At 35.1% G+C, this 17,004-nt stretch carries 16 protein-coding genes; 15 read left to right on the forward strand and 1 reads right to left on the reverse strand.

The features are described from left to right. Window positions 1-8: 8 nt before the first annotated feature. From AWW83_RS00640 to cysS, 15 genes are all read left to right on the forward strand, one after another. The gene (locus AWW83_RS00640; RefSeq protein ID WP_092346866.1) at window positions 9-4,826 is read left to right on the forward strand and encodes a C25 family cysteine peptidase; all 4,818 of its coding nucleotides are present in this window, start codon (window positions 9-11) and stop codon (window positions 4,824-4,826) included. A gap of 13 nt (window positions 4,827-4,839) precedes the next feature. Continuing rightward, window positions 4,840-5,856: a PorV/PorQ family protein gene (locus AWW83_RS00645; protein WP_092346869.1), complete on the forward strand. Its 1,017-nt coding sequence runs from the start codon at window positions 4,840-4,842 to the stop codon at window positions 5,854-5,856. After that, entirely contained in the window at window positions 5,853-6,557 is a 705-nt protein-coding gene (locus AWW83_RS00650) for a hypothetical protein (RefSeq protein ID WP_092346872.1), read from the forward strand. Before AWW83_RS00645 ends, AWW83_RS00650 begins: the two co-directional genes overlap by 4 nt. 23 nt (window positions 6,558-6,580) lie before the next feature. Beyond that, window positions 6,581-7,075: a polysaccharide biosynthesis/export family protein gene (locus AWW83_RS00655; protein ID WP_092346875.1), complete on the forward strand. Its 495-nt coding sequence runs from the start codon at window positions 6,581-6,583 to the stop codon at window positions 7,073-7,075. A 14-nt stretch (window positions 7,076-7,089) separates the two neighbouring features. Beyond that, window positions 7,090-7,428 carry a P-II family nitrogen regulator gene (locus tag AWW83_RS00660; RefSeq protein ID WP_092346878.1) on the forward strand — a complete coding sequence of 113 codons (339 nt, stop codon included), beginning with the start codon at window positions 7,090-7,092 and terminating at the stop codon, window positions 7,426-7,428. A 71-nt stretch (window positions 7,429-7,499) separates the two neighbouring features. Further along, the gene (locus tag AWW83_RS00665; protein WP_092346881.1) at window positions 7,500-8,321 is read left to right on the forward strand and encodes a ParA family protein; all 822 of its coding nucleotides are present in this window, start codon (window positions 7,500-7,502) and stop codon (window positions 8,319-8,321) included. Continuing rightward, on the forward strand, window positions 8,318-9,238 hold the full coding sequence (locus AWW83_RS00670; RefSeq protein ID WP_092346884.1) for a ParB/RepB/Spo0J family partition protein: 921 nt from the start codon (window positions 8,318-8,320) through the stop codon (window positions 9,236-9,238). The genes AWW83_RS00665 and AWW83_RS00670 overlap by 4 nt, the downstream gene beginning before the upstream one ends. Window positions 9,239-9,313: 75 nt before the next feature. Then, entirely contained in the window at window positions 9,314-9,706 is a 393-nt protein-coding gene (locus AWW83_RS00675) for a RidA family protein (RefSeq protein ID WP_092346927.1), read from the forward strand. Beyond that, the gene (locus AWW83_RS00680) at window positions 9,703-10,179 is read left to right on the forward strand and encodes a DUF5683 domain-containing protein (RefSeq protein WP_092346887.1); all 477 of its coding nucleotides are present in this window, start codon (window positions 9,703-9,705) and stop codon (window positions 10,177-10,179) included. The genes AWW83_RS00675 and AWW83_RS00680 overlap by 4 nt, the downstream gene beginning before the upstream one ends. 1 nt (window position 10,180) lies before the next feature. Then, window positions 10,181-11,029 (forward strand): NHL repeat-containing protein, encoded by an 849-nt coding sequence (locus tag AWW83_RS00685; protein ID WP_092346890.1) that lies wholly within the window; start codon window positions 10,181-10,183, stop codon window positions 11,027-11,029. Further along, a complete protein-coding gene (locus AWW83_RS00690; protein ID WP_092346893.1) occupies window positions 11,016-12,233 on the forward strand; it encodes a glycosyltransferase in 1,218 nt (405 codons plus the stop codon). The genes AWW83_RS00685 and AWW83_RS00690 overlap by 14 nt, the downstream gene beginning before the upstream one ends. Window positions 12,234-12,297: 64 nt before the next feature. Next, on the forward strand, window positions 12,298-12,492 hold the full coding sequence (locus AWW83_RS00695) for a helix-turn-helix transcriptional regulator (protein WP_092346896.1): 195 nt from the start codon (window positions 12,298-12,300) through the stop codon (window positions 12,490-12,492). 30 nt (window positions 12,493-12,522) lie between these two features. Continuing rightward, window positions 12,523-13,434 (forward strand): ATP-grasp domain-containing protein, encoded by a 912-nt coding sequence (locus AWW83_RS00700; RefSeq protein WP_092346899.1) that lies wholly within the window; start codon window positions 12,523-12,525, stop codon window positions 13,432-13,434. Between the two features lie 50 nt (window positions 13,435-13,484). Then, complete coding sequence (gene recN / locus AWW83_RS00705; protein WP_092346902.1) at window positions 13,485-15,212, forward strand: DNA repair protein RecN; 1,728 nt, start codon at window positions 13,485-13,487, stop codon at window positions 15,210-15,212. 32 nt (window positions 15,213-15,244) lie between these two features. Further along, complete coding sequence (gene cysS / locus AWW83_RS00710; protein WP_092346905.1) at window positions 15,245-16,702, forward strand: cysteine--tRNA ligase; 1,458 nt, start codon at window positions 15,245-15,247, stop codon at window positions 16,700-16,702. Window positions 16,703-16,780: 78 nt separating this feature from the next. On the opposite strand, the gene AWW83_RS00715 is transcribed toward cysS, so the two are convergent. Next, window positions 16,781-17,004: helix-turn-helix domain-containing protein (locus AWW83_RS00715; protein WP_234697212.1), on the reverse strand; the 224-nt coding region annotated here is incomplete at its 5' end.

Raw genomic sequence — 17,004 nt, forward strand, 5'->3', positions numbered from 1 at the left:
GGAAAGGAATGATAAAACTGAAAATTTTTCTCCTTTTCTTTCTCGTTCTATCTATTTCGCACGCACAAGATTACTTCAATTTAGTTGATCACGGCTTTACAAAAGAAATTGAAATCGTCGCTGAAGAACCAAAAATTTCTGAAATTGAATTTAACGGACGAAAATATTCACTTATCATTTTAAACAACGCTGAAAATATCTCGCTCCTTCCAAATTTTTTGCCTTTTTATAATTTTCTGATTTCGTCAACCGCTGATGCAAAAGTTGACCTTATTCAATATGACTTTGATGAGGTTGATTTACCTTATCCACTTTTTGAGATTAAAGAAAGAGCGCTTCCAGATGGAGTTGAATTTGTTCCAGAATTTACTTCTGATGGGAAAATTTTTGATTTCGTTTATCTCGGGAAGATGCGAGGTATTGATCTTTTCAGTTTGCTTTTTTTCCCGTTTCAAGTTGATGGACAGAAGTTGAGAATTGTCAAAAAAATCAAATTAAATGTCGTTGCAAATTCATTTGCGAAAATTAACTCGCATGAAATTTTCACATCCCCGAAAATAAACAAGATAAATTTAAACTTTAACTTTCAACAAACACAGCAAGAGTTTGAATACAAAATCTTCGTCCGAAAAGATGGCGTTTATAAAATCACTTATGAAGACCTGAAAAACGCAGGCATTGATCTCAAAGGGGTTCAAGCGTCAAGATTGAGAATTAAAAATAACGGCGTTGAAATTCCAGTTTATGTTTATGCAGGTGGCGATGGTGTGTTCAACGAAGGCGATTACATTGAGTTTTACGCAGAGAGAAGAAAAAATAAATTTGCAGGTGGAAAAGTTGATTTATATAATGACTTATTTACCGATGTGAATGTTTATTTTCTTGAAGTTGGGGATGGCGCTGGGTTGCGTCTTGCGGAGGAGACGGGAGCAAGATTTTTTGAAAATTACATTGACCTGCGTGGCGCTTCATTTTACTCTGAAATCCATTTTGAAAATGATTTAATTTTTGAAAGATTAAAAGATGTTGACTTGAATTTGATCTATGATGTGCGGGATCATTGGTTCTGGACAGAGTTAAGTTCTAATCAGCAAACTGATTTTGATGTTTATATCCCCGCTCCCGATCAATTAAGTTTGGACAATGTTAAATTGAAAATTGCATTTCACGGGATAACATCAACTCCATCTTTAAACCCCGAGCATATAGCAAATGTTTTTGTAAATAATCAAAGAATTTTAACGACACAATGGAACGGTCAAAATATAAACATTGCTTCAACTGATGATTCGGGTTATCCAGTTTTAAATAGCACTTTAAAAGATGGACTTAACAAAGTAAGTGTCTTCAACGCAAGCGAAGGGAAAGTTGCAAATACAATTTTCGCTGTTAATTGGTTTGAGATAACATACAGGCGACTTTATCAAGCAGATAAAGATCAAATAAAATTTAAAATTCCGCCAGAATACACAAGCGGTTATTTCAGATTTGAACTTTTTGGCTTCAAAAATCCAAATATAAGCATTTACAGAATCGGCACATCAAAAATTTCAAATGTTGAAGTTGTCAAATCAAAAGATGAAAAGATAGGTGAAAATTATCACGCAATTTTTTATGCAAATGTTTTATCGCCAGATGTTGAATTCATCGCAGTAAGTGAAAACGCAAAGTTAAAGCCCGACAGCATTGCGAAAGATTTGAAAACAAATTTGAAAAATCCATCAAATTCATTTGATTATCTCATAATCACACATCCATTGCTTTACGATAAACAAAAAGACGCAAACGATCAAAATCATCCATTGAATCAGTTAAAAAATTTTTACGAGTCAAAAGGTTTGAGTGTTAAGATCATAAGCGTTGACGATATTTACGATGAATTTAATTTCGGTGTGAAAAGCCCTTATGCGGTAAAAGAGTTTTTGAGATACGCATATTTCAACTGGACAAAGTCCCCAACCTATGTTCTTTTGGCTGGTGGCGCTGTCTATGACGGTCGTCGCTATCCAAATCTTGATTTAATCCCAACGATGTTTTATCAATCTTACTGGTATGGTGCGACTTCTGCTGATGCATGGTTTACATTCATTGATGGAGAAGATTATCTTGGCGATGTCCTTCTTGGAAGATTGCCCGTAAGAGATAGGGAAGAATTGAAAAATGTGGTTGATAAAATAATTTCGTTCTGGAATCAAAAACCACAAAACTGGAATAGAAATGTTTTGATGATCGCTGGCGAAGGAAAAGATTTTGAGACGCAAACTGATTATCTTGTTTTAAATGTTTTGCCGAAATATCTTAACATAAATCGTCTTTATGTCATCGCAGGTTCAATTTTTTCGGGTGGGACATCAAAACTTATAAACTTTGTAAATGATGGACAAGTTTTAATTAATTTCGTTGGGCATGGTGGTGGAGCGATCTGGGCTGACAATGGCTTGCTTAAAAATGAAGACATACCAAAATTTTCAAACAAGGATAAGTATCCGTTCATTACAAGTATGACTTGCTTTTCTGGCGCTTTTGATTATCCGCAGAAAACAGCGCTTGGTGTTAATCTATTGATTGAAAAAGATAAAGGTGCAATTGGAGTTTTGGCTTCAAGCGGGCTTGGATGGATTTTAAATGATTACTTTATGGTTTTGAGCATTTTCCCTTATATGTTTGACCCAACAAAAACGATAGGAGAAATAATCACGCTTGGCAAAGCAAGATATTACTCAAACTATTTCTTCTGGCCACAGGCGAAGACAATGGTCTTTCAATACAATTACATCGGCGATCCCGCCGTTAAACTCCCATTTCCAGATGGAAAAACCATAGTTCAAAGCGAAAGAAAATTAATTTCATCATCGGATACATTAAAAATTCAAATCCAATCAAGCATTCAATCTGCAAATGCAATCGTTTCAATTACCGACAGCGCACATGTTTTAAAGCAGGAATTCACACTTAACATTCAATCAGGAAGAGCAAGTTTTTCAATTAGACCATCCGTTTCATCTGGATTTGTTAAAATCTTTATCAATGATGGTCAAAAAACAGAAGCAGGTTATAGCGTTTTTAAAACAGCGGGTTCTTATATTGGAGATTATTTCGTCCAACCAGAAAATCCAAAATCTGGTGATAGTTTGACATTTTATGGTAGAGTTGAAATTGCAAATGCTATCAGACCCGATTCAGCAGTTTTCGTCATTTCAAGATATAAAAGCAAGTTTGGGAGATTTGATTTCTTGCTCGGTCGTGATACTTTGCAGTGCTTTTCAGTTTCATCAAATGTTTTTGCTTCGTCAAGGAAAATCCCTGCGGTCGCTGGTGTAAGATATGTAATTCAAATGCTTGCTTATTTCAGTGGGAAAGTTTATCTGGGCGATTTTAAAGAATTAATCATTGGTGGATTGCCTGATCCTTCACTTATTCCGCCAGAGTTAAACAAATTGCAAAGTTCAATCTATCTCAAAAATCAAGATTTAAAATTCGTTGCTGATTCCGTCGTAAAGGTGTCTATCCGTGCTTACAATTTAAGTGATGTTGATGCGAACAATTTTATTTTGAAAATTTACGATAATTTAAGAAGCGATGATAATTTAATCGGCGAGTCAAGGTTTTCTGTAAGTGCCAATTCCGTCTCAAATGTTGAAGTTCCGCTTCAAAAGAACCTAAACATCGGCTTGCATAGAATTTACGCAGTTATAGAAAGCGACGCATCATCTGGGGATGATTTTGACTATTCAAACAATCTTGTTTACAATGAACTTGTCTATAATTTTGTTAAGTTCAATTCTGACTCCGTCTTGATAAATGAAAATATATCGTTGAAGCGTGTTAATCCATTAACTTCAATAATTGGCTTTGAATATCCTGCTTCTTTGCAATTGTCTCTGTCTCAAAATAGTTTAAGCCCATTAAAAGTAGTGGGCGATTCAAAATTTTTCGTCGCAAAATATGACGCTTTTGGAAATGCAGGTGAAGTTGAAATTTATGTCAAAGTTGATCTTTCGGAGCAAAGTTTGAATAAGGACAGAGTAAAACTTTACATCTATGATGATAAGTTGAGAACTTTTAGAGTTAAAAATGGCTCTGTAAATGGCGAATGGTTTTATGGGAAACTTGATGAATCTGGGATTTATATCATTGGCTATTCAAATGATAGTAGAAGTCCAAGAATTGAGGTCGCTGTTGAAGGTCAAAGTTTCAGAGACGGAGCATCCGTTCCATCAAATCCAACTTTCAGCGTTTTGATTGAGGATGATGAGGGCGTTGATGTTTCCAGCAATTCGCTAAAATTTAAAATTGATGGGAAAGATGTTGCTTATTCGGAGATCGTTGTGCCAGATACAATTTCTAATCCAAGAAGTTTATTTGTTAAGTTAACGCCAAAATTATCTGATGGCGAACACTGGGCAAGTTTTACCGCAAGAGATGTGAATGGAAACTGGTCTAATGAGGTCGGGGTTTCGTTCAGAGTTCAATCAAACTTTGAGGTTAAAATATACGGTAATTTCCCGAATCCATTTTCGGATAAGACATTTTTTGCGTATGAAATTCTTGGTTCGCCAGTTGAAGAAGTTGAGTTCAGAATTTATACTGTTTCGGGTAGATTAATTCAAAACTTTAAATTTCCATCTTCTGAAGCGAGAGAAATTTATGGTTTTCAATTTGGCGGGACGGGTGTTCCAACTGCAATTGGTTATCACGAAATCTGGTGGGACGGAACTGATAGAGACGGAAATGAGGTTGCAAATGGCGTTTATTTTTATAAATTTTCCGTGAAAAGAGAAGGAAAGACACAAAATTACACTGGAAAAATTGCAAGGATAAGATAAAAATGGATTTGAGATGAAAAAGATAATTTTTACACTGTTAATTTTTTCGCTTGCTTACTCTGATAATTCAAAATATGCTGGTGAATTTTTGAGAATTCCTGTCGGTGCGAGATCGCTCGGAATGGGCGGGGCATTTATTGCTATTGCAAACGATGGCTCATCTTTTTATTACAATCCCGCAGGAGTTGCTATCTCTGGAAGTGGAATTCTCTCGTTTATGTATTCATCTCAATTTGGTGGGATCACAAATCCACTTGCGTCTTTTTTCCATCTCGGATATATACAGAATTTTCAAGGTGTTGGGCTTGCTTTAAACTGGGTAAGGTTAAGCGTTGATAACATCCCAATCACGCCAGATTATACAGAAATTGAAACTCCAATTGATAGAGAAAACCTTGTTAAGAACTATTCAGTTGAAAATTTCTTTAGCGATGTTGAAGATGCGTTTTATTTTTCTTTTTCAAAAGAATTTAAGTTTGATATAAATTTCGGTTGGTCAAGGTATAAAGTCCCCGTTTCTTTTCCCGTCGGGTTGAATTTTAAGTTGATAAATCAAAAAATTGGCACTGAAAAAGCAACTGGTTTTGGTTTTGATGCTGGATTCATGTTCAGATTCAGTATGGACGATTTTCTTCAAAGAGAAGATATGGGCGATGTTTCAATTTCGCTTGCATTGAAAGACATAGGCAAAACGAGAATTTCGTGGAGCACAAGAAGAGAACATTTGATTGAACCAACACTTATGTTTGGACTTGCTTATTCGTTGCCTGTTAATTTTCTTGCTGGGAAGATAACTTTTGCATATGGAAGTCAAAATTCTTATCTTACAGATAGAATGTATGGGATTGAATACGGATATAAAAATTTGATCTTTGTTCGTTTCGGGAAAAATGCGGAAAATTTAACAATTGGTGCAGGGTTAAATGTTGATTTCGTGATAGTTGATTATGCGTTTTTATCACATCAACTTGGCTCTGTTCATAGAGTAAGCGCTTCTTTGTTAATTGACAAAATTTTGAAGAGGATATGAAAAAATTTTTCTACATAGTTTTACTTTTGCTTTTCTCTTGCAGTCCAAATCGTGAAAGTTTGCCAGCGCCTGAAAAAGTGAAAATTTATCCAGTTCCTGATCCGTTGTCAGAAGTTGATCTCGGAAGTGGAGCAGTTCCAGAGGTTGATGGAATTAAAATCGTCTGGGGAAAAGTTCAAAATGCAAATGGTTATAAAATTTATCGTGGTGAAATGAAGACGGATAAAGTTGAATTTCAATTTTATTACGATGTTTCGGCTAAAGCAGGAATTGCGGATACATTTTTCATTGATAGGGCTGTTGAATTTAGAAAAAGATATTTCTATTTTGTCAGAGCGTACAATCGTGATAATGTTGAAGGTGCGCCATCGGATACGATTTCATTTGAGCTTTATTTGAAACCAAGATTGATTTCCCCGGGAAATAATTCACAGGTAAGAGCAGATACACTTATTTTCAGATGGGATGATCCAAATGGTGGTGGAGATTTTGTTATAAGAGTTAAAAATTCTCAAACAGATAGTTTGATATGGATTTACAGTTATAGAAGTTTTGGGGAATTTTCTGTTAATTTTAATGTTGATTCAAAAGCGAGAGAAAATCTTGTTTCTGGCGGTCAATATAAATGGAGAGTTGATAGGGTTCAATTCGGTCAAAATGCTGGTTCAAAATCAAACTGGGGAGTGTTTTATGTTAAATAAAATAACGGAGGTGAGCTAAAATTATGTTGAGAAAATTAATTTTAATTTTGCTTTTGTTTGTTTCGTCCGCATTTGCTCAACTTTTTGAAGGCGGAACGAGAATTATAACAGGTGGGGGCTCAAGCGCATATTATTTCGTTGGAAAAACAGGTGAGCTTACAATAACTGTTAACCTTTGGGGATTTGTCAGAAATCCCGGAAGATATGAAGTCCCAAGTTCAACCGATCTTGTTCAATTAATTTCCTATGGCGGAGGTCCATTAAAAGAAGCAAAGTTAAAAGATGTTAAAATCATTCGCAATGTAAGAGAAGATTCAACGATAGTTGAGAAGGTGATAAAGGTAAATGTTGAAAAGATAATTGAAGATGGTGAACCAAGTCCAATTCTTCTCCCGGGTGATACAGTTGTCGTCCCAGGTGGTTCAATTGATGTGATAAAAGATATACTTGCAATTTTAAGAGATATAGGTCTTGCAGCTGGTGGAATTGCAGCGATAATAAATGTTTTAAGAAGATAAAAATTCAAAGTAAGATGAAAAAAATTGAAGCGATAATAAGACCGTTTAAACTTGATGAAGTTCGTGAGGCATTAACTGAAATTGGCGTTCGCGGGATGACCATAACTGAGGTTAAAGGTTACGGCAGACAAAAGGGACATACCGAGCTTTATCGTGGGGCGGAGTATAAAGTTGATTTCCTGCCGAAAATAAAAATAGAGATAGTTGCCCCTGATAATATGGTTGATAAAATTGTGAATGCGATAATTAAATCCGCAAAGACGGGACAGGTTGGCGATGGAAAAATTTTTATTTATCCAATTGAAGAAGTTATAAGGGTCAGAACCGAAGAAACAGGTGAAGATGCAATTTAAAAGTTGAAACTTTGATTGTAAATTTTTAGATTAGATATGTCTAATGTTGAAAAAGTAAAGGTCATTTTACAATGGGAAAGGTTATAGCGATCGCGAATCAAAAAGGAGGCGTAGGAAAGACGACGACTGCTGTTAATGTTTCAGCATATCTTGCTGCTTTTGAGAAGTTAACACTTTTAATTGACATTGACCCTCAATCAAACGCAACAAGCTCACTTGGGGTTGAACCAGATTATGATAAAACAATTTATGAAGTTTTGCTCGGCAAAATAAGAATTGAAGATGCGATCGTAACTTTTTCCGATCCACAGTTGAAATTTCTTGAACTTGTCCCTTCAAAAATTGAACTTGTCGGAAGTGAATATGAATTGATTGAGTTTCACGGTAGAGAGAAAATTCTTTTAAGGGCGATTGAAAGGGTGCGAAATAAGTATGATTACATCCTTATTGATTGTCCACCTTCGCTTGGGCTTTTAACTTTAAATGCTCTAACTGCAGCTGATTCTGTGTTAATTCCTGTTCAATGCGAGTATCTTCCGCTTGAGGGGCTCGGACAACTTTTAAACACGATAAAAATAGTCAAAGAAAGGTTAAATCCAAAACTTGATATTGAGGGTGTTTTATTGACAATGTATGACGCTAGATTGAGATTGTCAAATGAGGTTGCGGATGAGATAAAAAGATATTTTGAGGATAGAGTTTTTGAGGCAAAAATTCCGAGAAATATAAAATTAAGCGAAGCTCCAAGCCACGGAAAACCTATCCTGCTCTATGACGCAAAATCATCTGGCGCGGTTGCTTATGCGATGGTTGCTGAGGAGATAATAAAGAGAAATGAAAGGCAAAATAAATTAGAAGAGGTTAAAAAACAAGAAACAATGAGGCAAACATGAGCAAGCAGAGATTGGGCAGAGGGCTTGATGCGCTTATACCAAAATCTGCAACGAAGGAGATAAGCATTGACTCAAAAGATTTGAGATTTGATGATGGTCAATCCGTGGGTGTGATTGCAAAAATTGAAATATCAAAAATAAAACCAAATCCATATCAACCGCGTGAAAATTTTGATAGAGCATCGCTTGAAGAGTTAAAGCAATCAATAATTGAAAAAGGCGTAATTCAACCAATAACCGTCAGAAGATTGCCAGGCGGAATGTATGAACTTATAACTGGAGAAAGAAGAGTAAGAGCTTCTTCCGAAGCAGGGCTTACTCATATCCCAGCATATATCATTGAAGTTGAGTCAGAGAAAGAACTTCTTGAACTTGCACTGATTGAAAATATCCAGCGTGAGAAATTAAATCCAATTGAAATTGCAAAGGCGTATCAAAGATTGATTGAAGAACTTGGCTATACGCAGGAGGAAATTGCGAAAAAGATAGGCAAAGATAGGACAACGGTTGCTAATTTTATAAGATTGCTGAAACTCCCGGAGCAAATTCAAGAGAGTTTAAAGCGTGGAGAAATTACAATGGGACATGCTCGTGCATTAATTAACATTCCAAGCAGAAAACTTCAAATTGAAATTTGGAATAAGATTGTTAAACAAGGTTGGTCTGTAAGGAAGGTTGAAAAGGCGGTGCGAGATCTGTTAAGAAGTAAAGATGGGGAGGAAAAGCCAAAGAAAAAAACTCATTCATCGCCCGGGGTTAGAGACATTGAATCAAAATTAAAAAGAATTTTCGGGACGCAGGTAAGAATTCGTCAAACGGGAAATAGCAAAGGTGAGATAGTTATTGAGTTTTATTCAAATGATGATTTTGAAAGGTTAATTGAACTTTTTGAAATAATTGAAAAACACGCAAGGTGAAGTTTTATGAGATTTTTAATTCCAATTTTGATTTCAATAACTGCACTATTTTTCACAATAACATCGGGAGGAAAAATGGAAAGGAAAGTTGTTTACACTGAAAAAGCTCCAAAACCAGTTGGACCTTATAGTCAAGCGATCATTGCTGGCGATTTTATCTTTACCGCTGGTCAAATTCCAATTGATCCAAAAACCAATCAAGTCGTTCAAGGTGATATAAAAGAGCAAACAAAGCAGGTTCTTGAAAATTTAAAAGCAGTTCTTGAATCTGCCGGAGCAACTTTTGATGATGTTGTTAAGGTGACCGTTTATATGAGAGATTTAAACGAGTTTTCAGCAATGAACGAAGTTTATTCAGAGTATTTTAAAAATTCACCACCTGCGCGAACAACTGTTGAGGTTTCACGGCTTCCGAGAGATGTTAAGATAGAAATTGATTTAATTGCTGTGAAAAAAGAGAAAAAATGAAGGCAAAAATTTTAATTCTCATTTTTGTCATAAAATTAACAGCTTTTTCTCAAGCTGATACATTAAAAAGTGTAAAGAGCCAAAAGTCAAAATCACCGACAAAAGCAATGGTTTTAAGCGCACTCCTTCCGGGGCTTGGACAATTTTATAATGAGTCATATTGGAAAATTCCAGTTATTTACGGGCTCGCTGGTTATTTTATCTATGAGTTTAAACAAAATGACAAAAATTACAGATATTATCGCGACCTTTTCGTTCAAAGCCTTCAAATTTCAGGTGGCGATTACAGGTATAAAAGATTAAGGGATTTTTACAGGGATCAGCGTGATTTGTTCGGGATTTATCTTTTTGTTCTTTATCTTGCCAATATAGCCGATGCTTATGTTGATGCACATTTGTATAATTTTGATGTTGGAGAAAATCTTTCGGTTAAACTTTTACCAATGGAAATAAAATTTGAAATTAAGTTTTGAGATGAAAAAATTTTTTGCGATTAACTTTTTTCTCTTAACACTTTTTGCACAGGCGCAAGTGCAAAAGATACTTGTTTTAAGGTTTGGGGAACTTAATAGACCTCGTGGGATTTCAATAAGTCCAGCTGGCGAGATTTATGTTGCAGATACGGGTAATAATTCAGTGAAAAAATTTACAGTTGATGGGAAGTTAATTTTTGATGTAACGGGTTATGGCTGGGGTGAACTTGAATTTGACCAGCCATATGATGTAGACGCTGAAAGTGGAATCGCAATTTATGTTGCGGATTATAACAATCACAGAATACAGCGATTTGATAAAAATTTAAATTTTGTTGCTTCGCTTGGGAATGAAATTGCGGGTGAAAAGATTTTCGGTTTCCCAAGAAGTGTCGCTGTTTCAAAATTTGGCGAGTTGTTTATTTTAGATGGCGAGAATTTTAGATGTGTAAAAATTAACAAATTTAATCGCGTTGAAAAAGTTTTTGGTGGTATTGAAGCTGGAAGCGGTAGATTGATAAATCCAGCTCAAATTTCAATATCCCCGCAAAATCAAATCGTTGTTCTTGACGAAGGAAGAATTTTAATTTTTGATTACTACGGAAATTTCTTAAAAAAATTTGATCTCCCTGGCTCAAAAGAAGCAACTGGTTTATACGCCGATTCCCTGATCTTTGTCGCAAGTGGAAATAATGTCCTTGCTTTTAATTATGACGGTCTGTTAATTTATTCGCTCTCTTTTGAAGAAACCATTTTTGACATCGCATATAAAAATCCTTATCTATATTGCCTTACCACGAATCAGGTTATGGTTTATAAACTGAATTTCGCAGAAAATGAAAAAAATTGACCTTGTCATAATTCCATACAATGATTTTTTAAAAGCCGAAAAATTTGGTTTTAGAAGCAGAGATCAACACTTGATGCGTCACATTATGAGGGATGATAGAATCGAAAAAATTGTCATCGTTGAAAGACCAAGGTCTATCTGGACTCTTTTGAAGTTTTCTCAATTAACATTTCACGGAGAACAAGTAGAAAAAATTGGACGGGGTTTGCGAAAGATTAATGATAAAATTTTTCTCTTTGAATTTTTTGAGTTCGGGTTAAAACAGGCGATTTCAAAATATCTTTGGTATGCGGATGTTTATGGAAGCGATAAATTCATTGATAATTTTTTTGAAGTGACTGAAACAATTGGAATTGAAGATGCGATTGTCGTTTCATTTAATCCGTTTGCAAATGACTTTATCAAATCTGTGAAGCCAAAGTTTTTTGTATTTGATGCGATGGATAATTTTTGTTTTCATCCCGAGTTTAAAAGTTTAAAAAGTTTTATGTGTAAATCTTTTGAATGGATTTCGGTGAATGCGGATTTAATTTTTTGTGTGAATGAAAATGTGAAGAAATTTTTTAAGACAAATTATCCAATTTCTTGCCAGAAACTTAACATACTTCCGAATGGAGTTGAAAGAAATTTGAATTCAAGAATTTATCCAGCAGAAGATGTTTTAAAAATTAAAAGTCCACGAATTGGCTATGTTGGGGTAATTTCTGAAAGAATTGATTTTGAACTTGTTGAATATATTGCAAGCGAAAGAAAGGAGTATAATTTTATTTTTATCGGCGAGAGATACGGGAAAGTTGGAAGATGGATGAAAAGGTTAAAGAAACTTAACAACATTTATTTTCTTGGCGTTAAACATTACGAAGAAATCCCAAGTTATATCGCAACATTTGATGTTTGCATTGTTCCGCACAAAGTTGATGATTTTACACTTTCAAATGATCCAATGAAAATTTATGAATATCTTTATTTTGGAAAGCCAGTTGTTGCAACTCCAATAAGCATAAGTGAAGAATTAAGAGATTATGTGTTCATCGGACAAAGTAGAAATGAATTTTTGCATTATCTTGATGATGCACTTAACTTTTCAAAAGTTGAGAGTTTTCTTTCCAGACAGAGAAACGCAATAAAAGAGCAGATGTTTTGGGACAAGAGGGCTGAAGATATGATTGATAAGATTTTGTCAATGTGTGTTAATTTGACTTGACATTTAACGCAAAATTTGTTATTATATAATTGAGAAAACATAAACTTAACAGCAGGAGGCAAAAATGAAGAAGTTAACTCCAACGGACATCAAGGTCATGCTTTTGAAGAAGGGTATCAAGCAAAAAGATTTAGCGGAGGCGTTGGGCGTGACCGAATCTTATGTCTCTCAAATTATCAAAGGTAAAAGGGTTGCCAAGAAATATCGTGGCAAACTTATTGAGATAGCAACGAAAGGACTTCCAAAGAAGAAAAAGTAATTTCACCGTTGCGAAGCAATATATCAGGAGATGAAAGGGCTTTTTGATCTTGGAATTGCGTGGGAATGGGAATATGATTTTGATTTTGTAAATTTGATCGTTCAGAAGTGTGAAGAAAGGAATTTAACAGTTTTTCATATCAGCGTTGAAAATTTTGAGAATCTCTTTAAAGCAATTCAAAAAGGTGATGTTAATTTTTTAGCTTATTTTGATAGGGCTTCTGATATAGATGAGGGGTTTGCAAAGTTAAATTTGTTGCTTGATAGTCGTGGGGTTTATGTGATCAATAGATACAATGAAATGTTGCGTGCATCGGATAAGGCGACGATGCATCTTGAACTTTTAAACGCTGGTGTTAATCTTCCATTCACGGTTATCCTTCCACCATTTGATGATGAACCTAATTATGAAATTGACAGATCAATTTTTGATAGAGTTGGCGTTCCTTTCATTATCAAGCCATCGTCAGAGACAGGTGGGGGAACGGGAGTTAAAATTGGAAACTCAATTGAAGATATAACCGAGGCGAGAAAAGAATTTCCGTATGATAAATATCTAATTCAGGAGATAATCCGTCCACTTTATATCGGCGAAGATAAAGCGTGGTTCAGGGCATTCTATATTCTGGATGAGATTTTAATTTGCTGGTGGGATAGCGAAATGAAAGTTTATAGATCGGTCAAAGAAGAGGAAATTTTAAAATATGGACTTTGTGAGATAAAGGATATTATGAGGAAAATTAAAAATGTTTGCAAACTTGATTTCTTCTCAAGTGAAATCACATTGGGGATTTCCAATGGTGTTAAGAAATTTATAGCGATTGATTATGTTAATGAAGTTCCAGATATGCGGTTGAAGTCAAAAGCATTTGATGGCGTTCCAGATGAAATAGTTCAAAAAATTGCCCAAAGGATAGCGGATTTCGTCGCAAGTTTAAAATAAGAGAGGAATTTTTTAAATTAAAAGCAGAAAAACACAGGTTTTCTACTCAAATGCTTCGCACTTTGTATGTGAAAAATTATGCTTTAATTGAAGAAATTGAGGTTGAATTTAAAAGTGGTTTGAATATAATAACTGGTGAAACTGGCGCTGGAAAATCAATTTTAATTGACGCTCTTGGATTAATTCTTGGAGAGAGAGCGAGTAGTGAAGTTGTCAGAAAAGGTGCTGAAAAAGCTATCGTTGAGGGTGTCTTCTATGTCGGTGGGAACAAGAAAATTAAAAAACTTCTTGAAGATAATGATATTGAATTTTCGGATGAATTAATTTTAAGACGGGAAGTTTCGGCAAAAGGTCAAAGTCGTTGCTTTGCAAATGACACACCGATTTCGCTTTCATTGATGAAAGAAATTGGAAATTTGCTTGTTGACCTTCACGGACAACACGAACATCAATCACTGTTAAGAGTTGAAACGCACATAGAACTTCTTGATGACTTCGGTGGATTGATGGGTATGGTTGAAGAGTTTAGAAAAGAAATTCACAAACTTGAAAACCTTTATAGACAGCTTGACGATTTAAAGCAAAAGGAAAATCTTTTAAAAGAAAAAAGAGAACTTTACGAGTTTCAACTTAAAGAGATTGAGACGATAAATCCTGAAATTGGTGAAGTTGAACAGCTTGAAAGCGAATTAAAACTTCTTGAAAACGCAGAGAAATTATACGAAGCGACTTCGCAACTTTATTCACTACTCTATGGCTCGGAGAAATCAGTTCACGATCTTCTCGTCGTCGTGAGAAATCAGCTTGAGGATTTAGCAACAATTGACAAAAGATTTCAATCTTATGTTGAAGAGGCACGGTCTGCACAAGCGATAATTGATGAGATCACAAGTTTTGTTCAAAGTTATAATTCAAGAATTGAATTTAACCCAGAGCGACTTGAATTTATACGTGAGCGATTACATGCCCTTAACAGATTGAAGAAAAAATATGGTGGCACGATTGAAAGCGTGATTGAATACAGAGACAAAATTAGGCGTGAACTTGAACTTGCGGAAAATTTTGAAGAGGAAATTTCAAAGATAGAGCAAAAAATTGAAGAACAAATTAAAATTTGTTCTGAGATAGCGGAAAGATTATCCACGAAAAGAAGAGAAGTTGCTGAAACAGTTAGCGATGCAATTGTGGATGTTTTAAAAGAGCTTGGAATTGAAAATGCAAAATTTGAGGTTAAAATAGAAAATCGCTTGAAAAAAGACGGAAGATGTTATGTTAAGCTTGGGAATGATTGTTATGAAGTAAACAACAGAGGGATTGATTTTGTTGAGTTTTACATTTCAACTAACATTGGCGAAGACCCGAAACCACTTATCAAGGTTGCCTCTGGTGGAGAAGTTTCAAGGATAATGCTTGCTTTGAAAAGTGTCCTTGCAAAGTCCGAGCGTTTGCCGTTGCTTGTCTTTGATGAAATTGACACTGGGATAAGCGGAAGAATCGCTCAAAAAGTTGGATATAGTTTGAAAAATCTCTCAAAATATCATCAAATAATCGTCATAACCCATTTACCTCAAATTGCAAGTTTAGCTGATACACACTTCCTTGCTGAGAAAGTAATTCAGGATGGAAGAACGATAACAAAAATAAAAGAGCTTGGAATTGAAGAAAGGGTAAAAGAAGTAGCAAAACTTATGAGCGGTGAAGAAATAACTCAAGCGACGATTGAAAGCGCAAAAGAACTTATGGGGCTTTCTCCAAGACGATCATCAGAGAAAAAATAAAATAATTTTAAAATAAATTTCCTGCTTGTAAAATGTCTCTGAAAGTTTATAACTCACTCATGCGAAGGAAAGAAGAATTTAAACCCGAAATTGAAGGTTTCGTCAGAATGTATGTTTGTGGTCCAACTGTGTATGCACATTCACATCTTGGGCATGCGAAAAGTTATGTTTCTTTTGATGTCATAGTAAGATATTTGAGGTATCTCGGTTATAAAGTCAGATATGTTCAGAACATAACTGATGTTGGGCATTTAACTGATAACGCTGATCAAGGCGAAGATAAAATTATTGCACAAGCAAGGAAAGAACGGCTTGAGCCAATGGAACTTGTTGAAATTTACATGCGAAGCTATTTTGAGGATATGGACAAACTTGGAAATTTGAGACCTGATATATCTCCAAGGGCAACTGGGCACATTCCAGAGCAAATTGAGCTTATTGAGATTTTGCTTTCAAAAGGTTATGCCTATGAAGTAAATGGCTCGGTCTATTTTGATGTGTTGAAATTTCCTGAATATGGAAAACTTTCAGGCAAGAAAATTGAAGATTTAATCGCTGGTGCAAGAGTTGAGGTAAGAAGTGAAAAGAAAAATCCATTTGATTTCGCTCTCTGGAAGAGAGCGGAGCCTGGACATATAATGAAGTGGAGAAGTCCGTGGGGAATTGGTTATCCGGGATGGCATATTGAGTGTTCAGCAATGAGCATGAAATATCTTGGCGAAACATTTGATATACATGGTGGTGGAATTGAAAATCAATTTCCGCATCACGAATCTGAAATCGCACAAAGTGAAGCTGCAACTGGAAAACAATTTGTGAGATATTGGCTCCACAATAATATGGTCACCGTAAATGGTGTTAAGATGAGCAAATCTCTCGGGAATGTTGTCACTTTGAAAGATGCTTTTAAAAAATATGATCCACTTGTGATAAGATTTTTTATCTTGTCAAGTCATTACAGAAGTCCTGTTGATTACAGCGATGAAGCGCTTGAATCCGCAAAAAAAGGACTTGAAAAACTTCACAACACTGTTAAGATTTTAAGATATGAAATTTCAAAATCTCAATCCGGGAAAAACCACGGGCTCAATCTTGATGAATATAAGAGAAAATTTATTGAAGCAATGAACGATGATTTCAACACACCTATTGCAATTTCTGTTCTATTTGATCTTTCAAGAGAAGTAAATCAAATTTTGAATTCGTCTGAAATCTATTCTTCCGATGCATTGAAGGAAATAGATGAGTTTTACAGAGAATTTGGCGGGAAAATACTTGGCTTGATACCCGATGAGTTTGAGGGAAAAAGAATTGATTCCGGAATAGAAAGTCAGCTAATAGAACTTTTGCTTAAAATCAGGGCAAAAGCGCGTGCTGATAAAAATTGGGAGCTTGCTGACTGGGTCAGAAACGAACTGAAAAATCTTGGAATTGTGCTTGAAGATAGACGCGATGGAACAACTGTCTGGAGATATGCCAGCGATAAATGAGTTTTCCATTTCAAAATTTGTAAAGATTTACACTATGTATCTGATTTTTTCTTTTAACCTTCATTTTGATTTCCATTTCTACTTTAATTCAGTCCGATCATAAATTTTTGAAAGTAAATTTTTTGACGGGATGACTTTATCATTTTCAATTTTGCAGTAGTATTCGGTTGAAATTTTGAGCGAAAAAGCCACTTGTTTTTGAGACATATCGTTTTTGATTCTAAATTGTCTCAAAGCTTCCCCGAGCGTCATTTTTAAGACCTGTTTTGTTTTTGGCGGAATATAAAAAAAAAGCGAAAAAG

Source organism: Candidatus Chryseopegocella kryptomonas, assembly GCF_001536065.1.
GTDB classification, from domain to species: domain Bacteria; phylum Bacteroidota; class Ignavibacteria; order Kryptoniales; family Kryptoniaceae; genus Kryptonium; species Kryptonium kryptomonas.